Below are 21520 nucleotides of genomic sequence, written 5' to 3'. Positions count from 1 at the left end.
CCTTTCGGCCTTGCCCCTCGGCGTGCTCCAGACTCTAGCCGATCAATGGGGGTGCAGTGCAACTCGGTTCGCCGCGCCGCGCCCCCGGGGCCGGCGCGGCGGCTCAACTGGCTTCGCGGAACGCCTCGTACACGTGCTTGGGGATGCGGCCGCGCGCGGGCACGTCCATCTTCCGGGACTGGGCCCAGGCGCGGACGGCCGCCGGCGCCGGCTCGAGCGAGGTGTGCCGGTACGCGACGGGCGACTTGTCCCGCTTCGGCGTATTGGCCTGCTTTCGTCCGGCCGCCAGGTACGGGGCCAGGGCCTTGCGCAGTTTCTTTGCATTGGACGTATTGAGGTCGATCTCGTACGACTTCCCGTCGAGGCCGAACATGACCGTTTCCGCCGCTTCTCCACCGTCGATGTCGTCGGAGAGCGTGACCACCACTCGCTGAGCCACGGATATCGGTCCTTTCCCTGCGGTATCACCGCTTCTGACGTGCGGGGATACCGGCTTAACGGCTGTCGAGGGGCAATGCTGCTTTCCTCTGCATTCCTTTGTACAGCGGTGGGCGGTGCATTGTGAAGCCCCGCCAATTGTCTGCGCGTGTCCCGCACAAAGCGGCAGGGGATTCTTATCGGTGATTTCCCGGTGGTCCGCCCGGATATCTACCCGCGTAGATTCTCCGGGCGGGTACGCTGAGGGAACCGCCCTCGCAACACACCACCGGGAGTGCCCGTGGCTCGCGTCGTAGTCGACGTCATGCTCAAGCCCGAGATCCTCGACCCCCAGGGACAGGCGGTGCAGCGTGCACTGCCCCGTCTGGGATTCGACGGCATCGCGGACGTACGTCAGGGAAAGCGTTTCGAGCTGGAAGTGGACGGGCCGGTCGACGACGCCGCCCTCGCCCGCATCCACGAGATGGCCGAAACGTTCCTCGCCAACACCGTCATCGAGGACTTCGTCGTAAAGGTGGAGTCGTGACCACTCGTATCGGAGTCGTCACCTTCCCCGGGACGCTCGACGACCGGGACGCCCTGCGCGCCGTCCGCCTCGCGGGTGCCGAGCCGGTTCCGCTCTGGCACCGCGACAAGGACCTGAAGCAGGTCGACGCGGTCGTCCTCGCCGGCGGCTTCAGCTACGGCGACTACCTGCGTGCCGGGGCCATCTCCCGCTTCTCGCCGGTGACGGAGCCGATCATCGAGCAGGCGAAGGCCGGTATGCCGGTCCTCGGCATCTGCAACGGCTTCCAGATCCTCACCGAGGCGCACCTGCTGCCGGGCGCGATGCTGCGGAACAACCATCTGCACTTCATCTGCCGCGAGCAGCGGCTGCGCGTCGAGAACGCGGACACCGCCTGGACGGCCGACTACGAGCGGGGCCAGGAGATCTCCGTCCCGCTCAAGAACATGGACGGCCGCTACGTCGCCGACGAGCGCACGCTCGACGAGCTGGAGGCCGAGGGCCGGGTCGCCTTCCGCTACTTGGACGTCAACCCCAACGGCTCGCTGCGCGACATCGCCGGCATCACCAACGCCGCGGGCAACGTGGTCGGCCTGATGCCGCACCCCGAGCACGCGGTGGAGCCGCTGATCGGTACCGGGGGCACCGACGGGCTGGGATTCTTCACTTCGATCCTGAAGAAGTTGGTTGCAGCATGACCCTGGACACCGTCAAGCACGCGGGCGAGACCCCGGACTCCGAGCAGCCCTGGAAGGAGCTCGGGCTCAAGGAGGACGAGTACGCGCGCATCCGCGAGATCCTGGGCCGCCGTCCGACCGGCGCCGAGCTCGCGATGTACAGCGTCATGTGGTCCGAGCACTGCTCGTACAAGAGCAGCAAGGTGCACCTGAAGCAGTTCGGCGAGAAGGCCCCCGAGAACGACGCCCTGCTCGTCGGCATCGGCGAGAACGCCGGCGTCGTCGACGTCGGCCAGGGCTACGCGGTGACCTTCAAGGTCGAGTCGCACAACCACCCCTCGTACATCGAGCCCTACCAGGGCGCGGCCACGGGTGTCGGCGGCATCGTCCGCGACATCCTGGCGATGGGCGCCCGTCCGGTCGCCGTGGTGGACCCGCTGCGCTTCGGCGCGGCCGACCACCCCGACACCAAGCGCGTCCTGCCGGGCGTCGTCGCGGGCATCGGCGGCTACGGCAACTGCCTGGGCCTGCCGAACATCGGCGGCGAGGTCGTCTTCGACTCCTGCTACCAGGGCAACCCGCTGGTCAACGCCGGCTGCATCGGCGTGATGAAGCACGAGGACATCCACCTGGCCCAGGCCTCCGGCCCGGGCAACAAGGTCATCCTCTACGGCGCCCGCACCGGCGGCGACGGCATCGGCGGCGTCTCGGTCCTCGCGTCCGAGACCTTCGACGACACCAAGCCCACCAAGCGCCCCGCGGTGCAGGTCGGCGACCCGTTCCAGGAGAAGCTCCTCATCGAGTGCACGCTCGAGATCTTCAAGGAGAAGCTCGTCGCGGGCATCCAGGACCTCGGCGGCGCCGGTCTGTCCTGCGCCACCTCCGAGCTGGCGAGCGCCGGTTCGGGCGGTATGCGGGTCGAGCTGGACACCGTGCCGCTGCGCGACGCGACGCTCTCGCCGGAGGAGATCCTCATGAGCGAGTCGCAGGAGCGCATGTGCGCGATCGTCGAGCCGCAGCACGTCGACCGCTTCATGGAGATCTGCGAGAAGTGGGACGTCACCGCCACCGTGATCGGTGAGGTGACCGAGGGCGAGCGGCTGGAGATCTTCTGGCACGGCGAGCTGATCGTGGACGTGCCGCCCGGCACCGTCGCCCACGAGGGGCCGACGTACCACCGTCCCTTCGCCCGGCCGTCCTGGCAGGACGCCCTCCAGGCCGACGACGCGGGCCGGCTGCCGCGCCCGGCGACCGCGGACGAGCTGCGCGCGCAGGTCCTGCGGCTGGTCGCCTCCCCGAACCAGGCCTCCAAGGCGTGGATCACCGACCAGTACGACCGCTTCGTGCAGGGCAACACCGTGCTCGCCCAGCCCGAGGACGCGGGCATGGTCCGGATCGACGAGGAGACCAATCTCGGTGTCGCCATGGCGACGGACGGGAACGGCCGCTACGCCAAGCTCGACCCGTACACCGGGGCGCAGCTGGCGCTGGCCGAGGCGTACCGCAACGTGGCCGCCTCCGGCGCGAAGCCGCTGGCGATCTCGGACTGCCTGAACTTCGGTTCGCCCGAGGACCCGGACGTGATGTGGCAGTTCGCCGAGGCCACCCGTGGTCTCGCGGACGGCTGTCTGCAGCTGGGCACCCCGGTCACCGGCGGCAACGTCTCGCTCTACAACCAGACCGGTGACGTGGCGATCCATCCGACGCCGGTCGTGGCCGTGCTCGGTGTGATCGACGACGTCACGCGCCGCACCCCGATCGCGTTCGCCGAGGAGGGGCAGCTGCTCTACCTGCTCGGCGACACCCGCGAGGAGTTCGGCGGCTCGGCGTGGTCCCAGGTCGTCCACGACCACCTCGGCGGCCTGCCGCCGAAGGTCGACCTCGACCGGGAGAAGCTGCTGGCGGAGATCCTGATCGCGGCCTCCCGCGACGGCATGATCGACGCGGCGCACGACCTGTCCGACGGCGGTCTGATCCAGGCGGTCACCGAGTCCTGCCTGCGGGGCGGCAAGGGTGCCCGGCTGGTCGTGCCGGAGGGTCTGTCCGACGGCGGTTCGGCGACCGGTGACGCGTTCACCTTCCTGCTCAGCGAGTCGGCCGGCCGTGCGGTCGTGGCGGTGCCGCGCAGCGAGGAACTGCGCTTCACCGACATGTGCGGCGCGCGCGGGCTTCCCGCCACCCGGATCGGTGTCGTCGAGGGCGACACGGTCGAGGTGCAGGGGCAGTTCGCCATTCCGCTGAGCGAGCTGCGCACGGCGCACGAGGAGACCATTCCCGGTCTGCTCGTCTGATCCGCGGTTCACGGAGCCCCCGTCCGTCCCGGGCGGGGGCTCCGCCGTTCCACCGGCACGTCGTGCCGGCCCGCCCGCCCCCGGACGGCGGCACGGCTCCCGTGCGCTCACCGGTGCCGGCGGAACGGCGGGGGCGTCCGCGTGCCCGAACCGGTGCGGGGCCGTCCGTCCGCGCCGTAAGGTCTACCCATGCCACCGGCCAGGAAGCGACTGCGCAGCTACGACCACGACAAGGTCGTGGCCGCCGTACGGGCCCAGTTCGGGCATGTGCACGCGGTGGTGGACACGCTGACACCCGATCAGTTCGACCGGCCCACCCGGCTCGGCGACTGGACGGTGCGCGAGCTGTCCGCGCACATCGCCATGGTCGCCTCGCTGGTCGTCGGGTACCTGGAGCGCCCCGAGCCCGCGGCGGTGGATCTCGCCCTGCTGGACTGGCCGTTCGCGACGGTGACGGCGCAGGCGAAGGTCGACGAGGACACCCGCGCGTTCGCCGCCGGCGCGGAGATCACGGAACTCTTCGCGCGGACCGGGCGAGACCTGGACGCCGTGCTGCCGGGCGTCCCGCCGACCCGGATCGTGCCGATGCGCTTCGGGGGCATGCGGCTCGGCGACTTCCTCGTCACCCGCACGGTCGAGATGGTCGTCCACACCGACGACCTCGCCGACGCGACCGGCCTGGACATCCCGTACGACCGGCAGGCGCTCGCCGCCTGCACCCGGCTGCTGGCGGACGCGCTCGCGGTGAAGGCGCCCGGGGCCTCCACGGAGGTGCGGATCCCGCCGTACGCCGTGGTGCAGTGCGTCGAGGGGCCCCGGCACACCAGGGGGACGCCGCCCAACGTCGTCGAGACCGACCCGCTGACCTGGATCAGGCTCGCCACCGGGCGGACGACCTGGGCGGACGAGCTGGCGGAGGCGACGGTACGGGCCGGCGGGGAGCGGGCCGACCTGGGTCCGCTGCTGCCGATCCTCGGCTGATCCGGCGCCGCGGTGGAACCGGGACGCGTGCCGTCCCGTCCCAGGGACATGCGCTACCAGCTGAGCATTCCTGTCACCGCGATGGCCCTGTTCGCCCTTGCCGCGTGCGGCACTCAGACGGGGTCCTCCTCCGACGGCGGAGCGTCCGTGGCGCCCGAGGTGCCGCTGACGGGCACGCGCTGGTCCGTCGACAGCGTCACCGTCGACGGCCGGCGGACCGCCGCCCCGGACGGCGCGTACGTCGAGATCACCGAGAAGGGCCGGGCCGAGGGCAACTACGGCTGCAACCGCTTCGGCGCCGATGTGCGCGTCGAGGGCGACACCGTCACCGTCGGTCCCGGCGAGATGACCGAGATGGGCTGCGAACAGCGGATCCAGGGCTTCGAGGACGCCCTGCGGGCCGCACTCACCGGCAAGCTGAAGGCGGGGCTGTCCGACGGACGGCTCACCCTCACCACCGCCGACGGCGACACCGTCGCCCTGAGCGCCGAGAAGCCCGCCCCGCTGGTGGGCACCACCTGGACGGTGGACTCCCTGGTCACGGGGGAGACCGCCGCCTCGCTGCCCGCGGGGACCGAGGAGAAGGCCGAATGGAAGTTCACCGAGGACGGGAAGGTGGGCGGCAGCCTCGGCTGCAACCGCTTCTCCGCCACGGCGAGGATCGCGGACGACACGATCACCTTCGGCGCCGTCTCCGCCACCCGCAAGCTGTGCCCGGGCCCCGAGATGGAGCTGGAGCGCAAGCTCACCGCGCTCCTGGCGAAGGGGACGCTCGCCTACGAGGTGAGGCACCGCGCCCTGACCCTCACCGCGCCGGACGGCGAGGGCGTCGGCGCGGTCGCCGCCGCCCGCTGACCCGGATCCGCCGTCCGTACCCCCGCGGGGGCACGGACGGCAGGCGGCCCGGTCAGGACGGGTAGGGCAGCAGCGTGCCGTCCACGGCCTCCCAGGCGGTCCGCAGCTCCGCCAGCCGGGCCGGCTCCGCCGCGGCCCGGTCGGCCTGCTCGCGGACGTCCTCGGAGAGCCGGAAGAGCTGGTCGCGGCCGGTCCTGCCGCGGTAGTACTTCCAGTCGCCGCGCCGCAGCGCGCGCTCGCCCCGCACCCGCCAGAACAGATCCCGCCCGGGCACGTCGGAGCCGCGCAGCAGATGGCCCGCGAGCGAGGTGCCGTCCAGCGGGTACGCCGGGTGGGGGCGTGCGCCGCCGATCTCCAGCAGGGTCGCCGTCCAGTCCGGCGTGTACACCGGAAGGTCGCTGACCTGCTGCCCTTCGATCCGGGCCGGCCAGCGCAGGATCGTCGGGACGCGGATGCCGCCCTCCTGGAGCGAGGACTTGTTGCCCGACAGCGGCCAGTTGTAGGAGAAGCGCTCGCCGCCGTTGTCGCTGGCGAAGACGACGAGGGTGTCCTTCTCCTGCCCGGACCGCCTGAGGGCGTCCAGCACCTTGCCGACGGAGCGGTCGAGGTCCTCGACCATCTCCCGGTACTTGTCGAGCGAGCCGCCGTCGTTGTGGAAGAGCGCCCGCCCGTCCCCCGCCTTGATCCGCGCGGTGACCGCGGCGCTCTCCTCGGTGTCGCCGTCGGCGATCCAGGGCCAGTGCGGGGTGGTGAAGTTGAGGTTGAGCAGCCACGGCCTGTCGTGGTCGCGCCCGACGTACTCGCTCGCCCGCTCGGTCAGGATGCGGGTGTAGTAGCGCAGGTCCTGGTACTCGGCGTCGCCCTCGTAGAGGTCGTACTCGCCGCCCAGCCCCAGCTTGGAGTAGTACTCGAGGGCGCCGCCGAAGTTGCCGAAGAACTCGTCCCAGCCGGACCGGGTGGGGCTGTGGTCCGGCAGATAGCCGCAGTGCCACTTGCCGATCAGCGCGGTGGCGTAGCCGGCGTCGCGCAGCAGCGAGGCGAGCGTGGGGTGGGTGGGCTCCAGGCCCACCGAGCGGTCCGCGATCGGTTCGGCGAGGCCGCCCTTCGTCCGGCCCGGGAAGCGGCCGGTGTAGAGGCTGAAGCGGGTGGGGGAGCAGGTCGCGGACCCCGAGTAGGCGTCGGTGAACCGCACGCCCTGCCGGGCGAGGCGGTCCAGGTGCGGGGTGCGTATGTGGGTCGAGCCGTACGAGGACAGGTCGGCCCAGCCGAGGTCGTCGCCGAGGATGAACAGGATGTTGGGCCGCCGGGAGTGCCGGCCGAGGGAACGTGAGGCACGGAAGGGGCGCTCCGCCGGTCCCGGGGTCGCGGCGGCTTCCGACGCGGGGAGTCCGACGGCCGCCGCGGCGGCGCCGGCGACGGTGGCTCCGGCGAAGGCACGCCGGGACAGGGAGGGCTCGTACGCGTTCACAGGTGTCTCCAGACACAGGGGTGCAGACCCTCCCGGAAGGGGCACACGGGGGCGCGCGGGAGGGCGGGGAGGAGACCGGGCGGGGCCCGGACATGCGAGGAACGACCCGCGTCGGCGGCGGGGCGGAGTGTGAACTAGCGCACGCAGCGACAGATGGCGCTCGCGACACGGACCAGGTCGACGTGGCGGCGCTCCACGAGTGTGACCGTCCGGTCACCGGGAAGCTGCATGACCCGGGAGCCTGGCCGAGCCCGACCAGGTGTGTCAACGATCGTCCCGGCATGTGGACGCGGAAATGGACACCTCGATGATCTTCGGGGGTCCCGCCGGAAGGCCCGGAGGAGCGTCGGAACACGTGGTTCCGGAGGAGCTCGCGAGGGCGTGTGGAGGTCCCGGAGAGGGGTCCGCGGGCATCCCCAATTCGGACCAGTGGTCGATCTCGCCTACACTCGGTGCCGTGCCACGTGGTGACGGACGACTCAACCACGACCTGCTCCCCGGTGAGAAGGGCCCCCAGGACGCTTGCGGCGTCTTCGGTGTCTGGGCTCCGGGTGAAGAGGTCGCGAAGCTCACTTACTTCGGGCTCTACGCCCTCCAACATCGAGGCCAGGAATCCGCGGGTATCGCGGTCAGCAACGGCTCGCAGATCCTCGTCTTCAAGGACATGGGGCTGGTGTCCCAGGTCTTCGACGAGACCTCCCTCGGCTCCCTGAGCGGTCATATCGCGGTCGGACACGCCCGCTACTCGACCACCGGCGCCTCCGTGTGGGAGAACGCGCAGCCGACCTTCCGGGCCACGGCCCACGGGTCGATCGCGCTCGGCCACAACGGGAACCTGGTGAACACGGCCCAGCTGGCCGAGATGGTCGCCGAGCTCCCCAAGGAGAACGGCCGGGCCACCCAGGTCGCGGCGACCAACGACACCGACCTGGTCACCGCCCTGCTGGCCGGACAGGTCGACGACGACGGCAAGCCGCTGACCGTCGAGGAGGCCGCCGCCAAGATCCTCCCCGAGGTCCGGGGAGCCTTCTCGCTCGTCTTCATGGACGAGGGGACCCTCTACGCGGCCCGCGACCCGCAGGGCATCCGCCCGCTGGTCCTCGGCCGCCTGGAGCGTGGCTGGGTCGTCGCCTCCGAGTCCGCCGCCCTCGACATCTGCGGCGCGAGCTTCGTGCGCGAGGTCGAGGCGGGCGAGATGATCGCCATCGACGAGAACGGCATCCGCACCTCTCGATTCGCAGAAGCGAAGCCGAAGGGCTGTGTCTTCGAGTACGTCTACCTGGCCCGTCCGGACACGGACATCGCCGGTCGGAACGTGTACCTCTCGCGTGTCGAAATGGGCCGGAAACTGGCCAAGGAAGCGCCCGTCGAGGCGGATCTGGTCATAGCGACGCCGGAGTCCGGCACGCCCGCCGCCATCGGCTACGCCGAGGCGAGCGGCATCCCGTACGGCTCCGGCCTGGTGAAGAACGCCTACGTGGGCCGCACCTTCATCCAGCCCTCGCAGACCATCCGCCAGCTGGGCATCCGCCTGAAGCTCAACCCGCTGAAGGAAGTCATCCGGGGCAAGCGGCTCGTCGTCGTCGACGACTCGATCGTCCGCGGGAACACCCAGCGCGCGCTGGTCAAGATGCTCCGCGAGGCGGGTGCCGCCGAGGTCCACATCCGGATCTCCTCCCCGCCGGTGAAGTGGCCCTGCTTCTTCGGCATCGACTTCGCCACCCGCGCCGAGCTCATCGCCAACGGCATGACGATCGACGAGATCGGCACCTCGCTCGGCGCCGACTCGCTGGCGTACATCTCCATCGACGGCATGATCGAGGCGACCACCATCGCCAAGCCGAACCTGTGCCGCGCATGCTTCGACGGCGAGTACCCGATGGAGCTCCCCGATCCCGAGCTGCTCGGCAAGCAGCTGCTGGAGACCGAGCTGGCCGCCGGCCCCGCCGCGACCGCGGCCGCCGACGCCCTCCGTCGTCCGTAAGACCGCGCAGTACGACACGAAAGCTCATAAAGCCATGTCCCAGGCACATCCTGCCGAAGGCGGCGCCAGCTACGCAGGTGCGGGCGTCGACATCGAAGCGGGCGACCGCGCCGTCGAGCTGATGAAGGAGTGGGTGAAGAAGACGCAGCGCCCCGAGGTCGCCGGCCTCGGCGGTCTCGGCGGATTCGCCGGCCTCTTCGACGCCTCCGCCCTCAAGCGCTACGAGCGTCCGCTGCTCGCCTCGGCCACCGACGGCGTCGGCACCAAGGTCGACATCGCCCGCCAGATGGGTGTCTACGACACGATCGGCCACGACCTGGTCGCCATGGTCATGGACGACATCGTCGTGTGCGGTGCCGAGCCCCTGTTCATGACCGACTACATCTGCGTCGGCAAGGTGCACCCCGAGCGGGTCGCCGGGATCGTCAAGGGCATCGCCGAGGGCTGCGTGCTCGCCGGCACGGCCCTGGTCGGCGGCGAGACCGCCGAGCACCCCGGCCTGCTCGGCCCCGACGACTTCGACGTCGCCGGCGCGGGCACGGGCGTGGTCGAGGCGGACCGGCTGCTGGGCCCCGACCGCATCCGCGAGGGCGACGTGGTCATCGCCATGGCGTCCTCCGGTCTTCACTCGAACGGGTACTCGCTCGTCCGGCACGTGCTCTTCGACCGCGCGGGCATGTCGCTGGACGCGCACGTGGAGGAGCTCGGCAGGACGCTCGGCGAGGAACTGCTGGAGCCGACCAGGATCTACTCGCTGGACTGCCTCGCGGTCACCCGGACGACCGAGGTGCACGCTTTCAGCCACATCACCGGCGGCGGCCTCGCGGCCAACCTGGCCCGGGTGATCCCGGACGGTCTGCACGCCACGGTCGACCGTGCCACGTGGACGCCGGGCGCCGTGTTCGACCTCGTCGGCACCGCCGGCAAGGTCGAGCGGCTGGAGCTGGAGAAGACGCTGAACATGGGCGTGGGCATGATGGCCGTGGTCCCGGAGACCTCGGTCGACGTGGCGCTCACCACTCTGGCCGACCGCGGTGTCGACGCCTGGGTCGCCGGCCGGATCGTCGCCCGCGGCGACCGGACGACCGGAGCGGAGCTCACCGGCGGGTACGCCCGCTAGGTCGCGAGCCGGGACCTGCCGGGCTCGTGCGCACACCCGTGCGACCCGGCAGGATCCGACACGTGGCCCGGGGGCCGGCCGCCGACGACGGCGGGCCGTTGCTCCGGAGGGTTGCGGGTGCGGCCGTCGGCCCTACCGAAGGCCCGCCCGGGTCGCAAGACCGGATCCGGGCACACCGACGAGGCGGCTGCCCGTGGACAGCCGCCCGGCGGACTCGCGGTACCGGTCCGTACGACGCCCGGACGCCTGACGCTGAGCACACAGAACCCGGTCCGGGGCAAGCCCGGACCGGGTCGGTGAGTCAAGCGTCAAGCGCCGCGGCGCTGCGACGAGGAACCGGACTCGTCGTCCTCGTCCTCGTCGTCGTTGTACATGTCCGCGTACCGCGCGTACGGGTCGTCCTCTTCGTCGTCGTCCTCGAAAGGCTCGCCGTTCGGCGGCTGGCTCGAGATCGGATTCGACGTAGATGCGCCCAGCTCGTTGGCCAGACGCGACAGATCAGTCCCGCCGCTGTTGTACTTCAGCTGGCGGGCGACCTTTGTCTGCTTGGCCTTGGCCCGGCCGCGCCCCATGGCTCGACCCCCTCGGTGACGGGGCTCGACGGCCCCAGAGTCTTGACACGCGTTCATGATGCGGAACGGGCTCTCCTCGAAGAGCTCGGTCCGTGGGTTTCAACGGTACCTGCTTCCGCGGCCATACGGTACGCCGCCCGCATGAGGTGCCACTTCACAGGACCCTCGAGGCGCGTTGTCCTCGCTGGTCAACTGCGATTTTAACCTCTTCTTCGGCCCCGACCCGCCGACCGGGGTGAGTCTTGTCTCCCCGACCGGCGTGCGGACGCGTCCACGGGTCAGCTCCGGCGGGCCTCCGCCATGCGCTGCTCGGCGATCCGGTCGGCTGCGGCGGCCGGCGGAATACCGTCTTCCTTCGCACGTGCGAATATTGCCAGGGTGGTGTCGAAGATCTTCGCGGCCTTGGTCTTGCACCGGTCGAAGTCGAAGCCGTGGAGCTCGTCGGCGACCTGGATGACACCGCCGGCGTTGACGACGTAGTCGGGGGCGTAGAGGATCCCGCGGTCCGCGAGGTCCTTCTCCACGCCGGGGTGGGCGAGCTGGTTGTTGGCCGCGCCGCAGACCACGGTCGCGGTGAGGACCGGGACGGTGTCGTCGTCGAGCGCGCCGCCGAGCGCGCAGGGCGCGTAGACGTCCAGGCCCTCGGTGCGGATCAGGGCGTCGGTGTCGGCGACGGCGGTGACCTGCGGGTGCCTGTCGGTGATCCGGCGGACCGACTCCTCGCGCACATCGGTGATCACGACCTCGGCGCCGTCCTCCAGCAGGTGCTCGACCAGGTAGTGGCCCACCTTGCCGACGCCGACGACGCCGACCTTGCGGCCGCGCAGCGTGGGGTCGCCCCACAGGTGCTGGGCCGAGGCGCGCATGCCCTGGAAGACGCCGTACGCGGTGAGGACGGAGGAGTCGCCCGCGCCGCCGTTGGCGGGGGAGCGGCCGGTGACCCAGCGGCTCTCGCGTGCCACCACGTCCATGTCGGCCACGTAGGTGCCGACGTCGCAGGCGGTGACGTAGCGGCCGCCGAGGGAGTCCACGAAGCGGCCGTAGGCGCGCAGCAGCTCGTCGGTCTTGATCAGCTCGGGGTCGCCGATGATCACGGCCTTGCCGCCGCCGTGGTCCAGGCCGGCCATGGCGTTCTTGTACGACATGCCCCGGGCGAGGTTCAGCGCGTCGGCGACGGCTTCCTCCTCGGAGGCGTACGGGTAGAAGCGGGTGCCGCCGAGGGCGGGGCCCAGGGCGGTGGAGTGGATGGCGATGACGGCCTTGAGGCCGGTGGCGCGGTCCTGGCACAGCACGACTTGCTCGTGTCCTCCCTGCTCCGAGCGGAACAGGGTGTTCAGTACGTCGACACGGGCGCCGGTCACATCGGTCACGGTGGTGACTCCCAAGTACGAGACGGCGGAATGGGGCCTTCCTGCGGGTGGGGAAGGTCCGGTTGGGCAAGAGGGTACGGCCTACGCGTGCGTAGATCAGGTCCGGTGCCCGGGATGACCCTCCACAGGAGTACGGGCGTGGAAGGATTCGCGTCATGCCAGCGCTGTCCTCGGTTCTTGTCCCGTACGCGGCCTATCTGCGGATCTACGAGCCGCTGGCGGCCTTCCCCGAGCCGGAACGCGCCCACTGGGCGCGCTACGCCCGGGCCGGCCGGGCGCCCACCGCGCAGGACGAACTGCGCCGCTCGCTGGCCGACTTGCTGCCCACGCCGCCGGTCGCCGTCCCGGTCCACGAGAGCGCGGACGCCTTCGTCGCCGAGGTCGACGGGGTCGTGTGCGTCTGCCCCTGGCGGACCCGGCTGCGGGGGTGGCTGGCGCTGGAGGAGCTGCCGGGCCGGCTGCCCGCGCCGCTGCTCGACGTGGTGCTGCCGCCGGTGGTGCGGGGGCAGGCCGCCGCGGACTACGAGCAGTGGCGGGAGCGCAACCCGGACGCCCGCCCCTGGATCAGGACCTCGGTGTGGGGCGTCCCGGTCGGCTGGTTCGTCCTCTTCACGGACGAGGAGCGCGCCTACGAGGAGGCGGTGCCCGCACTGCGCTACCGGACGCCGATGGTCGAGGCCCGCCGCCGGCTCGCGCGCGGGCTGCGCACGCTGCGGGAGACGATCGACGAGGGGCCGCTGACCGAGAGCCTGGTGGACGTGGGCCGCTGGCTGGAGGAGTTCCATCCGCGGTCGCTGGTCGAGCTCGACTACGGGGGGCTCGTCCACGCGCTGCCCGGCGACCAGCTGGCGGGTGACCGCTCGGCCGCGGACGCGGCGGAGGGGCTCGCGGCGCTGCGGGCCGGGGACGGCGACGCGGCGGTGGCGGCGTACGGACGCCTGACGGAGCGTTGGCGGGCCGTGAGGGACCGTCAGTTCGCCAACTGAGCGGGGCGCTGGAGACCCTCTTCGCCGCAGAGGGGACGTAGGTCCCGATCCGGGCTATTGCCCCAAGCGTGATGGACGGCACTAACCGCGCCCTTGCGCCCATCACCTCCCCTCGTGTCAAAATAGGACAAGGAGTCCGGGGAGGGTTCCTTCCGCCTGCTTATGGGCGGATTGCTCTGCATTGCACGCTATGGGGGGTCTGGTGACTCCTGATCGCTCTGTGACTGATCGTTACTGTGACGTGACTGTCCGTTATGGCATGGTCCATCGGGCTTCGGCCGCTGATGGACACCTCAGAGGGCAATTCCATCGGTTTGGCCGACGTGGCTGGACAGATGGTGTAGTTGTAGTGCCGAGGACAAGCCGTTCGTCCTATAACCGACTCGGCCCGCGTCCGCCATTTCGGGCAACGCGGGTCAAGGTGCAGAATTTAGAGGAAAGAACCGAGATGGTTCGGTTCTCCCGAGGAGGCCGCTCATGACCGCTCGCACCCCTGATGCCGAGCCGCTGCTGACCCCGGCTGAGGTTGCCACGATGTTCCGCGTGGACCCGAAGACGGTCACCCGCTGGGCTAAGGCGGGCAAGCTCACGTCCATCCGCACGCTCGGAGGACACCGCCGCTATCGCGAGGCAGAGGTCCGCGCACTGCTTGCGGGTATTCCGCAGCAGCGCAGCGAGGCCTGAACACCCCGTATGACCGGGCTTGTCCGGGGCCCCCACCCTGGATCCGCCCACTTCTAGCTTCACCTGACGTGCGCCTGCCCCAACAGGCTTCCGTCGTCGATCGCGCTGGACTCCGCCGGGTCCAGCGCGATTTTTTCTGTCCCGGACCCGGCCGGGCGGCCCGACGGCCGGCTCTCCGGTGCCCCCGGGCCTGACATCGGTGTCGGAGCGGGCAGCCCTCGGGGGACAGTGCAATGGCACATATTAAATGGGGGCATTGTAGGGAGGGGTTAAGTTCCCGTTGTACGAGAACCAGTTCGGTGACACCCGTCACAGTACGCGCCTCTTGCCAAAATCAAGCCTGCCACTGAACACGCCGCGCCGCGCCGGGCATTGGTCACTCCTCGGGGGGACGTTGGTCCCCCTCCGAGCGTGTCCGTTCCGACGCCTGTGACGCCTGTGACGCCTGCGGCGGGTCGGAGGGGTCCGCAGGCGGGTCCGGGCGCTCCATCGCGAGGCGCAGGAGGCGGTGGCAGACGGGACAGGTCCGCGTGATGTGCCGGTAGCCCGTCGCGGCCGCCAGATGGGCGCGCAGCAGTGCGCGTGTCTCGTGCTGTCCTGCCGTGGCCGTCATGCACGTCACCTCCGTGGCGTGTGCGCCGCCCCCGGGGAGTTCCAGGGGGCCCCGGAAGGAGCCTGGGAACACCGGAGTACTCGCGGGGGCGGTCCGCGTCAAGGCGTCCCGCACAGGGGCCGGAGGGAGCCCGGACACGACGAAGGCCCGCATCGAGACGATGCGGGCCTTTCGTGCACTGGCGCGGTCCTGACGGGATTTGAACCCGCGGCCTCCACCTTGACAGGGTGGCGAGCACTCCAAACTGCTCCACAGGACCAGGATTTGCGGCCTTGTCCGGCGACTTCGTCGCTTTCCCCGGCTGCGAGAGAGACTGTACAGGAGACCGCTGGTCTGGTCGAACTCACCCAGGGCCACCGCCCGGTCACGGTGCCAGAGCGTCGATCGCCTTCACGATCCGCTTGTCCGAGACCGGGTGGGCGGTGCCCAGCGCATGGGCGAAGTAGCTCACCCGCAGCTCCTCGATCATCCACCGGACGTCCAGCACCTGCTGCGGCACCGGGCGGCCCTGCGGCAGCTGTTCCAGCAGCCAGGCGTACTCGTCCTGCATCTCGTGGACCTTCTCCATGCGCGTGGTGTCGCGCTGGACGGAGGTGGGCATCTGCTGGAGCCTGCGGTCCGCGGCGACCAGATACCGCATCAGGTCGGGCAGCCGGCCCAGCCCCGTCCGGGTCACGAAACCGGCGGGCATCAGCGCCGCCAGCTGCTCCCGTACGTCCTGGACGTTACGGAGCAGCGTCGGGCTGTTCGTGGCCTTCAGACGGCGCTCACAGGCCTGCCAGGCGGCGAGGATCTGCTGCACGCGGTCGATGGTGCGCACGGTCAGGTCCACCAGGTCGGCGCGGACCTTGTCGAACAGCTTCCGGAACGACTCCTCGTCCCACGCGGGCCCGCCGTGGTCCGCGATCAGCCGGTCGGCGGCGGCCGTGGCGCAGTCCTCGAAGAGGGCCTGCACCGAACCGTGCGGATTGCGGGACAGCGCGAGCTTCTGCTGGTTCGTCAGCCGGTCCGAGGCGAACTTCGCCGGGTTGACCGGGATGCCCAGCATGATCAGACGGCGGGTGCCCTGCCACATGGCCCGGGCCTGTTCCGCCTCGCTGTCGAAGAGGCGCACCCCGACCGAGGCGCCCTCGTCGACGAGAGCCGGGTAGGCCTTCACCGGCTGGCCGGCGCGGCGGGTCTCGAAGACCTTCGTCAGGGAGCCGATCGTCCAGTCCGTGAGGCCGGTGCGCTCCAGGGAGCCGCCGGACGGGCCGGAGGAGGCGGCCGCCGCGGACAGGGCCTGGCGGGCCTTCGGCTTCAGCCGCAGCCGCAGCGTCTCCAGGTCCTTGTCCTCGGCCAGGTTCCTGCGCCGCTCGTCGACGATCCGGAAGGTGATCCTGAGATGGTCGGGGATCCGGGACAGGTCGAAGTCGTCCGCGGAGACGGGGACACCGACCATCCGCCGGAGTTCGCGCGCCAGCGTGACCGTCAGCGGCTCCTGGAGCGGGACGGCCGTGGCCAGGAAGCGGCCCGCGAAGTTGGGCGCCGGCACGTAGTGCCGGCGGATCGGCTTGGGGAGGGAACGGATCAGCTCCGTGACGACCTCCTCCCGCAGGCCCGGGATCTGCCAGTCGAAGCCCTCGGACGTGACCTGGTTGAGCACCTGGAGCGGGACGTGGACGGTCACGCCGTCGGCGTCCGCGCCGGGCTCGAACTGGTACGTCACCCGGAACTTCAGCCGGCCCTGGCGCCAGGAGTCCGGGTAGTCGTCCTTGGTGACCGCGCCGGCCTTCTCGTTGATGAGCATCTCGCGCTCGAAGTCGAGCAGGTCGGGCTGCTCCTGGCGCTTGTGCTTCCACCAGGAGTCGAAGTGGGCGCCGGAGACGACGTGCTCGGGCACCCGCTGGTCGTAGAAGTCGAACAGCGTCTCGTCGTCCACCAGGATGTCGCGGCGCCGGGCCCGGTGCTCCAGCTCCTCGACCTCGGTCAGCAGCCGGCGGTTGTCGGAGAAGAACTTGTGGTGGGTGCGCCAGTCGCCCTCGACGAGCGCGTTGCGGATGAACAGGTCCCGGGAGGTCTCCGGGTCGATGCGCCCGTAGTTCACCTTCCGCTGCACCACGATCGGCACGCCGTAGAGCGTGACCTTCTCGTAGGCCATGACCGCCGCCGCGTCCTTCTCCCAGTGCGGCTCGCTGTAGGTGCGCTTGAGCAGGTGCTGGGCGAGCGGTTCGATCCACTCCGGCTCGATCCGCGCGTTGACCCGCGCCCACAGCCGCGAGGTCTCGACGAGTTCCGCCGACATGACGAACCGCGGGGGCTTCTTGAAGAGCGCCGAGCCGGGGAAGATCGCGAACTTGGCGTTGCGGGCGCCCAGGTACTCGTTCCTGCCCGAGCCCCGCCCGCTCTCGCCGCCGGTCTCCTTCACGTCCTTCATGCCCACGTGCGACAGCAGGCCGGCCAGCAGCGAGACGTGCACCGACTGCTCGGGGGCGTCGCCCTCGTCGATGTGGAAGCCCATCTGCTTCGCGACCGTGCGCAGCTGGGAGTAGATGTCCTGCCATTCGCGGATGCGCAGGAAGTTCAGGTACTCCTGCTTGCACATGCGGCGGAAGCTGGAGGAGCCGCGCTCCTTCTGCTGCTCCCGGACGTAGCGCCAGAGGTTGAGGTAGGCGAGGAAGTCGCTGGTTTCGTCCTTGAACCGGGCGTGCTGCTGATCGGCCTGCGTCTGCTTCTCGGCCGGCCGCTCGCGCGGGTCCTGGATGGAGAGCGCGGCCGCGATCACCATGACCTCGCGGACGCAGTTGTTCTTGTCCGCCTCGACGACCATCCGTGCGAGGCGCGGGTCGACGGGAAGCTGGGCGAGCTTGCGGCCGAGCTGGGTGAGGCGCTTCTTCGGGTCCTTCTCGGCGGGGTCGATCGCGCCCAGTTCCTGGAGGAGCTGCACACCGTCGCGGATGTTGCGGTGGTCCGGCGGATCGATGAACGGGAACTTCTCGATGTCGCCGAGCCCGGCGGCGGTCATCTGCAGGATGACCGAGGCCAGGTTGGTGCGCAGGATCTCGGCGTCGGTGAACTCCGGTCGCGAGAGGAAGTCGTCCTCGGAGTACAGCCGGATGCAGATCCCGTCGGACGTACGCCCGCAGCGGCCCTTGCGCTGGTTGGCGCTGGCCTGGCTGACCGCCTCGATGGGCAGTCGCTGGACCTTGGTGCGATGGCTGTAGCGCGAGATGCGGGCGGTGCCCGGGTCGATGACGTACTTGATGCCGGGGACGGTCAGCGACGTCTCGGCCACGTTGGTCGCGAGGACGATCCGCCGGCCGGTGTGCGGCTGGAAGACGCGGTGCTGCTCGGCGTGGGAGAGCCGGGCGTACAGCGGCAGCACCTCGGTGAAGCGGTACCGCTTCTTGTCGAGCGCGTCGGCGGTGTCGCGGATCTCGCGCTCGCCGGAGAGGAAGACGAGGATGTCGCCCTTGCCCTCGCCCATCAGCTCCTCGACGGCGTCCGTGATCGCGGTGATCTGGTCGCGGTCGGCGTCGTCGGACTCCGCCTCCAGCAGCGGACGGTAGCGGACCTCGACCGGATAGGTGCGCCCGCTGACCTCGACGATCGGCGCGTCCCCGAAGTGGCGGGAGAAACGCTCGGGGTCGATCGTCGCGGAGGTGATCACGACCTTGAGGTCGGGTCTGCGGGGCAGCAGCTGCGCGAGATAGCCGAGCAGGAAGTCGATGTTCAGGGACCGCTCGTGGGCCTCGTCGATGATGATCGTGTCGTAGGCGCGCAGCTCGCGGTCCGTCTGGATCTCCGCGAGCAGGATGCCGTCCGTCATCAGCTTCACGAACGTGGCGTCCTGGTCCACCTGGTCGGTGAAGCGGACCTTCCAGCCGACCGCCTCGCCGAGCGGGGTGCGCAGTTCCTCCGCCACGCGTTCCGCGACGGTGCGGGCGGCGATGCGGCGCGGCTGCGTATGGCCGATCATGCCCCGCACGCCCCGGCCGAGCTCCATGCAGATCTTGGGGATCTGGGTCGTCTTGCCCGACCCCGTCTCACCGGCGACGATCACGACCTGGTGGTCGCGTATCGCCTCCAGGATCTCGTCCTTCTTCTGGCTGACCGGCAGCTGCTCGGGATACGTGATCGCGGGCACGCGTGCGGCGCGGCGCGCCGTGCGGGCCGCGGACTTCTCCGCCTCCGCGGCGATCTCGTCCAGCACGGCCTGCCGGGCCTCGGGCTTGCGGATGCGGCGGGCGCCCTCGAGACGGCGGCCGAGCCGGTGGGCGTCGCGCAGCGACGCCCCGCTCAGCGCGGTCTGGAGGTCGGCGAAGGAAGTAGACATACGGAGTCCAGGATCGCACCCCCGCCGAAGCGGTGGCGAACCCATTTCGACGGTTCGCGGACACGGGTGGTGCAGTATGGAGCGGATCGTTCACGCCCTGTGCGGAACCCGCACGCCGCGGGGCCCGCCGCCCCGCCGCCCGACCCCGAAGGGACCGCCCGCCATGCCGACCGGCCGCGACCGCAGGCACCGGCTGCCGGCCGCGGTGGGCGTGCTGCTCGGGACGCTGCTGGTGCTCGCCGGCTGCGGCTGGGCGGCCGCGGCGCCCGCCGCGGAGGCCGGGTACGCCCCCGGCGCGGCGGTGGTCGCCGCGGACGCCGGCACCGTGCCGGTGCCGGGCTGCGGGCTTCCCGACGGGGACGACGGCGCCCGGCCCGGCATGCCGCCGCGCGGTTCGGCGGCGCACGAGCCGCTGCCCGCGACACAGCAGCTCCCCGCCGGTTGTGCCGGGGCGCTGCCCGCCGGGGACGGCGTACACCTCACCGGGGCGGTGCTGCGCGGCCCGCCGCCGCTCTGCCCGCCGTCCCCGGTCGCCCTGTCCGTGCTGCGCGTATAGGCCCGGCCGCCGTCAGCGACCGGGCCTCCGCCCGGCGTCCTCCTGCCGGCCCGCCGTCCCTTCCGCACGTCTACACGCACAGGAGCACCACCATGCCCTCGTCCGCCCCGCCCTCCTCGCCCCGCAGGCCGATCGCCGTCGGCGCGGGTGTGCTCGTCGCCGCGCTGCTGCTCGGCTACGCCTCCTACTCCGCGACCAAGCCCTCCGCCGCGGGTCCCGGCGGCGCGCCGGCCGTCGCCGAGAGCTCCGCCGCTCCCGGCGGGAACACCCACCCGGAGCTGTTGAAGCTCGCCCGCCGGGACGCCGGCGACCCGCTGGCGGCCGGCCGTGCCGACGCCCCCGTCGTGATGGTCGAGTACGCGGACTTCCAGTGCGGCTACTGCGGGAAGTTCGCCCGCGACACCGAGCCGGAGCTCATGAGGAAGTACGTCGAGAACGGCACGCTGCGCATCGAGTGGCGCAACTTCCCCATCTTCGGCGCCGAGTCAGAGGCGGCCGCGCGGGCCTCCTGGGCGGCCGGCCGCCAGGGCCGGTTCTGGCAGTTCCACGCGGCGGCCTACGCGGACGGCGCGAAGGAGAAGGGGTTCGGTGCGGCCCGGCTGCGGGAGCTCGCACGCGAGGCGGGCGTCGCCGACCTCGACCGGTTCGACCGGGACACACGGAGCGGAGCGGCGCGGGACGCCGTCGCCCGCGACCAGGAGGAGGGCCACGGTCTGGGCGCCGCCTCCACGCCGTCGTTCCTGGTGAACGGGCGGCCGATCGCCGGCGCGCAACCGATGGAGACGTTCACCGAGGCCATCGAGGCGGCCGCCGCCGAGGCCGGGGCGGGCCGCGCCGCCGGGTCCGGCGCCTCGGAGCAGGGCGGCCGGGGCCCGCGATGAGCGACATCGGCTATCTCGCCGCCCTCATCGGCGGTCTGCTCGCGCTGCTCAGCCCGTGCAGCGCCCTGCTGCTGCCGGCGTTCTTCGCGTACTCGGTCGACACCACCGGGCGGCTGACCGCCCGGACCTGTGTCTTCTTCGCCGGGCTCGCCACCACGCTCGTCCCCCTGGGGGCGGCCGGGTCCTTCGCCGGGCGCCTCTTCCACGGCAACCGCGATCTGCTGGTCGCGGCCGGCGGCTGGCTGATCGTGGCGCTCGGGGTGGCCCAGATCCTCGGGACCGGCTTCGCCCCGCGCCGGCTCGCCGAGGTGTCGGGCCGCATCCGGCCGACGACCGCGCTCTCGGTCTACGCCCTCGGTCTCGTCTACGGACTGGCCGGCTTCTGCGCGGGGCCGATCCTCGGCAGCGTGCTCACGGTGGCCGCGATCTCCGGCAGCCCGGTCTACGGCGGGCTGCTGCTCGCCGTGTACGCGCTGGGCATGGCGGTCCCGCTCTTCGTGCTGGCGCTGCTCTGGGAGCGGTTCGGACTCGGGCGCCGCCGGTGGCTGCGGGGAAGGGAGTTCGGGGTGGGGCGTTTCCGTCTGCACACGACGTCGCTGCTGTCCGGTCTCTTCTTCGTGCTCCTGGGCACGGTGTTCCTGGTCTTCGACGGCACCACCGCGCTGCCGGGGCTGCTGTCGGTGGACGACTCCTTCGCGGTGGAGGAGTGGGCCTCGGGGATCGGGCGGGCGGTCCCGGACTGGGCGTTGCTGGCCGCGGTGGTGGTCGTCGTCGCGGTGGTCCTCGCGGTGCGCGGCCGGCGCCGGCCGGCCGGCGAGGAGGTCTGACACCGTGTGGGGCGCGGTCCGSCGGACCGCGCCCCGGGCACGGGGAAGAGGGGACGCGGACACGAAGAAGGCCCCGATCTCACGATCGGGGCCCTCGGTTGTGGCTGGGGCCGGGGTCGAACCGGCGACCTATCGCTTTTCAGGCGATCGCTCGTACCAACTGAGCTACCCAGCCACGAAGCCCTTGCGGGCTTCAGCGGTCCTGACGGGATTTGAACCCGCGGCCTCCACCTTGACAGGGTGGCGAGCACTCCAAACTGCTCCACAGGACCAAGCATGGTGCGAGACAAGTCTCGCACACGGTTGTGCGTGCCCCCAACGGGATTCGAACCCGTGCTACCGCCTTGAAAGGGCGGCGTCCTGGGCCACTAGACGATGAGGGCTAAAGGCCCGCCGT

19 protein-coding genes and 4 tRNA genes are annotated in these 21520 nt (G+C 71.1%); 12 read left to right on the top strand and 11 right to left on the bottom strand.

The window, feature by feature from the left end:
- Window positions 1-103: 103 nt before the first annotated feature.
- On the bottom strand, window positions 104-439 hold the full coding sequence (locus tag EAO77_RS06585; protein ID WP_261993820.1) for a histone-like nucleoid-structuring protein Lsr2: 336 nt from the start codon (window positions 437-439) through the stop codon (window positions 104-106).
- Window positions 440-718: 279 nt separating this feature from the next.
- Between EAO77_RS06585 and purS the strand changes: the two genes are divergently transcribed.
- From purS to EAO77_RS06560, 5 genes are all read left to right on the top strand, one after another.
- The gene (purS, locus tag EAO77_RS06580; protein WP_147987130.1) at window positions 719-964 is read left to right on the top strand and encodes a phosphoribosylformylglycinamidine synthase subunit PurS; all 246 of its coding nucleotides are present in this window, start codon (window positions 719-721) and stop codon (window positions 962-964) included.
- Window positions 961-1641: a phosphoribosylformylglycinamidine synthase subunit PurQ gene (purQ, locus tag EAO77_RS06575; RefSeq protein WP_147987129.1), complete on the top strand. Its 681-nt coding sequence runs from the start codon at window positions 961-963 to the stop codon at window positions 1639-1641. The genes purS and purQ overlap by 4 nt, the downstream gene beginning before the upstream one ends.
- Window positions 1638-3911 (top strand): phosphoribosylformylglycinamidine synthase subunit PurL, encoded by a 2274-nt coding sequence (purL, locus tag EAO77_RS06570; RefSeq protein WP_147987128.1) that lies wholly within the window; start codon window positions 1638-1640, stop codon window positions 3909-3911. The genes purQ and purL overlap by 4 nt, the downstream gene beginning before the upstream one ends.
- A gap of 189 nt (window positions 3912-4100) precedes the next feature.
- The gene (locus EAO77_RS06565) at window positions 4101-4892 is read left to right on the top strand and encodes a maleylpyruvate isomerase family mycothiol-dependent enzyme (protein WP_147987127.1); all 792 of its coding nucleotides are present in this window, start codon (window positions 4101-4103) and stop codon (window positions 4890-4892) included.
- Between the two features lie 48 nt (window positions 4893-4940).
- Complete coding sequence (locus EAO77_RS06560; RefSeq protein ID WP_147987126.1) at window positions 4941-5747, top strand: META domain-containing protein; 807 nt, start codon at window positions 4941-4943, stop codon at window positions 5745-5747.
- Between the two features lie 52 nt (window positions 5748-5799).
- Here the strand turns inward: EAO77_RS06560 and EAO77_RS06555 are convergent, their stop codons facing one another.
- Together EAO77_RS06555 and EAO77_RS41255 are read right to left on the bottom strand one after the other, a co-directional pair.
- Entirely contained in the window at window positions 5800-7215 is a 1416-nt protein-coding gene (locus tag EAO77_RS06555; protein ID WP_147987125.1) for a sulfatase-like hydrolase/transferase, read from the bottom strand.
- Window positions 7216-7349: 134 nt separating this feature from the next.
- Window positions 7350-7445: a putative leader peptide gene (locus tag EAO77_RS41255; protein ID WP_355649107.1), complete on the bottom strand. Its 96-nt coding sequence runs from the start codon at window positions 7443-7445 to the stop codon at window positions 7350-7352.
- Window positions 7446-7672: 227 nt separating this feature from the next.
- Here EAO77_RS41255 and purF point away from each other — a divergent pair, with 227 nt between their 5' ends.
- Window positions 7673-9199, top strand: a complete 1527-nt coding sequence (gene purF, locus EAO77_RS06550) for an amidophosphoribosyltransferase (protein ID WP_147987124.1) — start codon at window positions 7673-7675, stop codon at window positions 9197-9199.
- 34 nt (window positions 9200-9233) lie between these two features.
- Window positions 9234-10319, top strand: a complete 1086-nt coding sequence (purM, locus tag EAO77_RS06545) for a phosphoribosylformylglycinamidine cyclo-ligase (protein WP_147987123.1) — start codon at window positions 9234-9236, stop codon at window positions 10317-10319.
- A 308-nt stretch (window positions 10320-10627) separates the two neighbouring features.
- Here the strand turns inward: purM and EAO77_RS06540 are convergent, their stop codons facing one another.
- Together EAO77_RS06540 and EAO77_RS06535 are read right to left on the bottom strand one after the other, a co-directional pair.
- Window positions 10628-10891: a DUF3073 domain-containing protein gene (locus tag EAO77_RS06540; protein WP_147987122.1), complete on the bottom strand. Its 264-nt coding sequence runs from the start codon at window positions 10889-10891 to the stop codon at window positions 10628-10630.
- A gap of 278 nt (window positions 10892-11169) precedes the next feature.
- Entirely contained in the window at window positions 11170-12261 is a 1092-nt protein-coding gene (locus EAO77_RS06535; RefSeq protein ID WP_147987121.1) for a Leu/Phe/Val dehydrogenase, read from the bottom strand.
- 155 nt (window positions 12262-12416) lie between these two features.
- Here EAO77_RS06535 and EAO77_RS06530 point away from each other — a divergent pair, with 155 nt between their 5' ends.
- Both EAO77_RS06530 and bldC read left to right on the top strand, forming a co-directional pair.
- Window positions 12417-13247, top strand: coding sequence for a hypothetical protein (locus EAO77_RS06530; protein WP_147987120.1), 831 nt, complete (start codon window positions 12417-12419; stop codon window positions 13245-13247).
- A gap of 477 nt (window positions 13248-13724) precedes the next feature.
- A complete protein-coding gene (bldC, locus tag EAO77_RS06525) occupies window positions 13725-13931 on the top strand; it encodes a developmental transcriptional regulator BldC (protein WP_003949541.1) in 207 nt (68 codons plus the stop codon).
- A gap of 376 nt (window positions 13932-14307) precedes the next feature.
- Here bldC and EAO77_RS39420 read toward each other — a convergent pair whose 3' ends face one another.
- The 3 genes from EAO77_RS39420 to hrpA all read right to left on the bottom strand — a co-directional run bounded on the left by EAO77_RS39420 (window position 14308) and on the right by hrpA (window position 18859).
- Window positions 14308-14544 carry a DUF6274 family protein gene (locus tag EAO77_RS39420; protein ID WP_147987119.1) on the bottom strand — a complete coding sequence of 79 codons (237 nt, stop codon included), beginning with the start codon at window positions 14542-14544 and terminating at the stop codon, window positions 14308-14310.
- Window positions 14545-14728: 184 nt separating this feature from the next.
- Window positions 14729-14803, bottom strand: a tRNA-Asp gene (locus tag EAO77_RS06515).
- A 105-nt stretch (window positions 14804-14908) separates the two neighbouring features.
- Window positions 14909-18859: an ATP-dependent RNA helicase HrpA gene (gene hrpA, locus EAO77_RS06510; protein WP_187283135.1), complete on the bottom strand. Its 3951-nt coding sequence runs from the start codon at window positions 18857-18859 to the stop codon at window positions 14909-14911.
- Between the two features lie 163 nt (window positions 18860-19022).
- Here hrpA and EAO77_RS06505 point away from each other — a divergent pair, with 163 nt between their 5' ends.
- From EAO77_RS06505 to EAO77_RS06495, 3 genes are all read left to right on the top strand, one after another.
- On the top strand, window positions 19023-19415 hold the full coding sequence (locus EAO77_RS06505) for a hypothetical protein (protein WP_147987117.1): 393 nt from the start codon (window positions 19023-19025) through the stop codon (window positions 19413-19415).
- A gap of 92 nt (window positions 19416-19507) precedes the next feature.
- Window positions 19508-20296, top strand: coding sequence for a DsbA family protein (locus EAO77_RS06500; RefSeq protein ID WP_147987116.1), 789 nt, complete (start codon window positions 19508-19510; stop codon window positions 20294-20296).
- Complete coding sequence (locus EAO77_RS06495) at window positions 20293-21123, top strand: cytochrome c biogenesis CcdA family protein (RefSeq protein WP_147987115.1); 831 nt, start codon at window positions 20293-20295, stop codon at window positions 21121-21123. Before EAO77_RS06500 ends, EAO77_RS06495 begins: the two co-directional genes overlap by 4 nt.
- A gap of 101 nt (window positions 21124-21224) precedes the next feature.
- Here the strand turns inward: EAO77_RS06495 and EAO77_RS06490 are convergent.
- The 3 genes from EAO77_RS06490 to EAO77_RS06480 all read right to left on the bottom strand — a co-directional run bounded on the left by EAO77_RS06490 (window position 21225) and on the right by EAO77_RS06480 (window position 21506).
- Window positions 21225-21298: transfer RNA gene (locus EAO77_RS06490), tRNA-Phe, on the bottom strand.
- A 22-nt stretch (window positions 21299-21320) separates the two neighbouring features.
- Window positions 21321-21395 (bottom strand) — tRNA-Asp (locus tag EAO77_RS06485).
- Between the two features lie 38 nt (window positions 21396-21433).
- Window positions 21434-21506, bottom strand: a tRNA-Glu gene (locus tag EAO77_RS06480).
- Window positions 21507-21520: the final 14 nt, after the last annotated feature.

Origin of the sequence: Streptomyces sp. T39, assembly GCF_008042045.1 — a bacterium.
Lineage (GTDB): Bacteria > Actinomycetota > Actinomycetes > Streptomycetales > Streptomycetaceae > Streptomyces.
The sequence above is the reverse complement of the archived record's forward strand: the minus strand, read 5'-3'. Positions and strand labels throughout refer to the sequence as shown.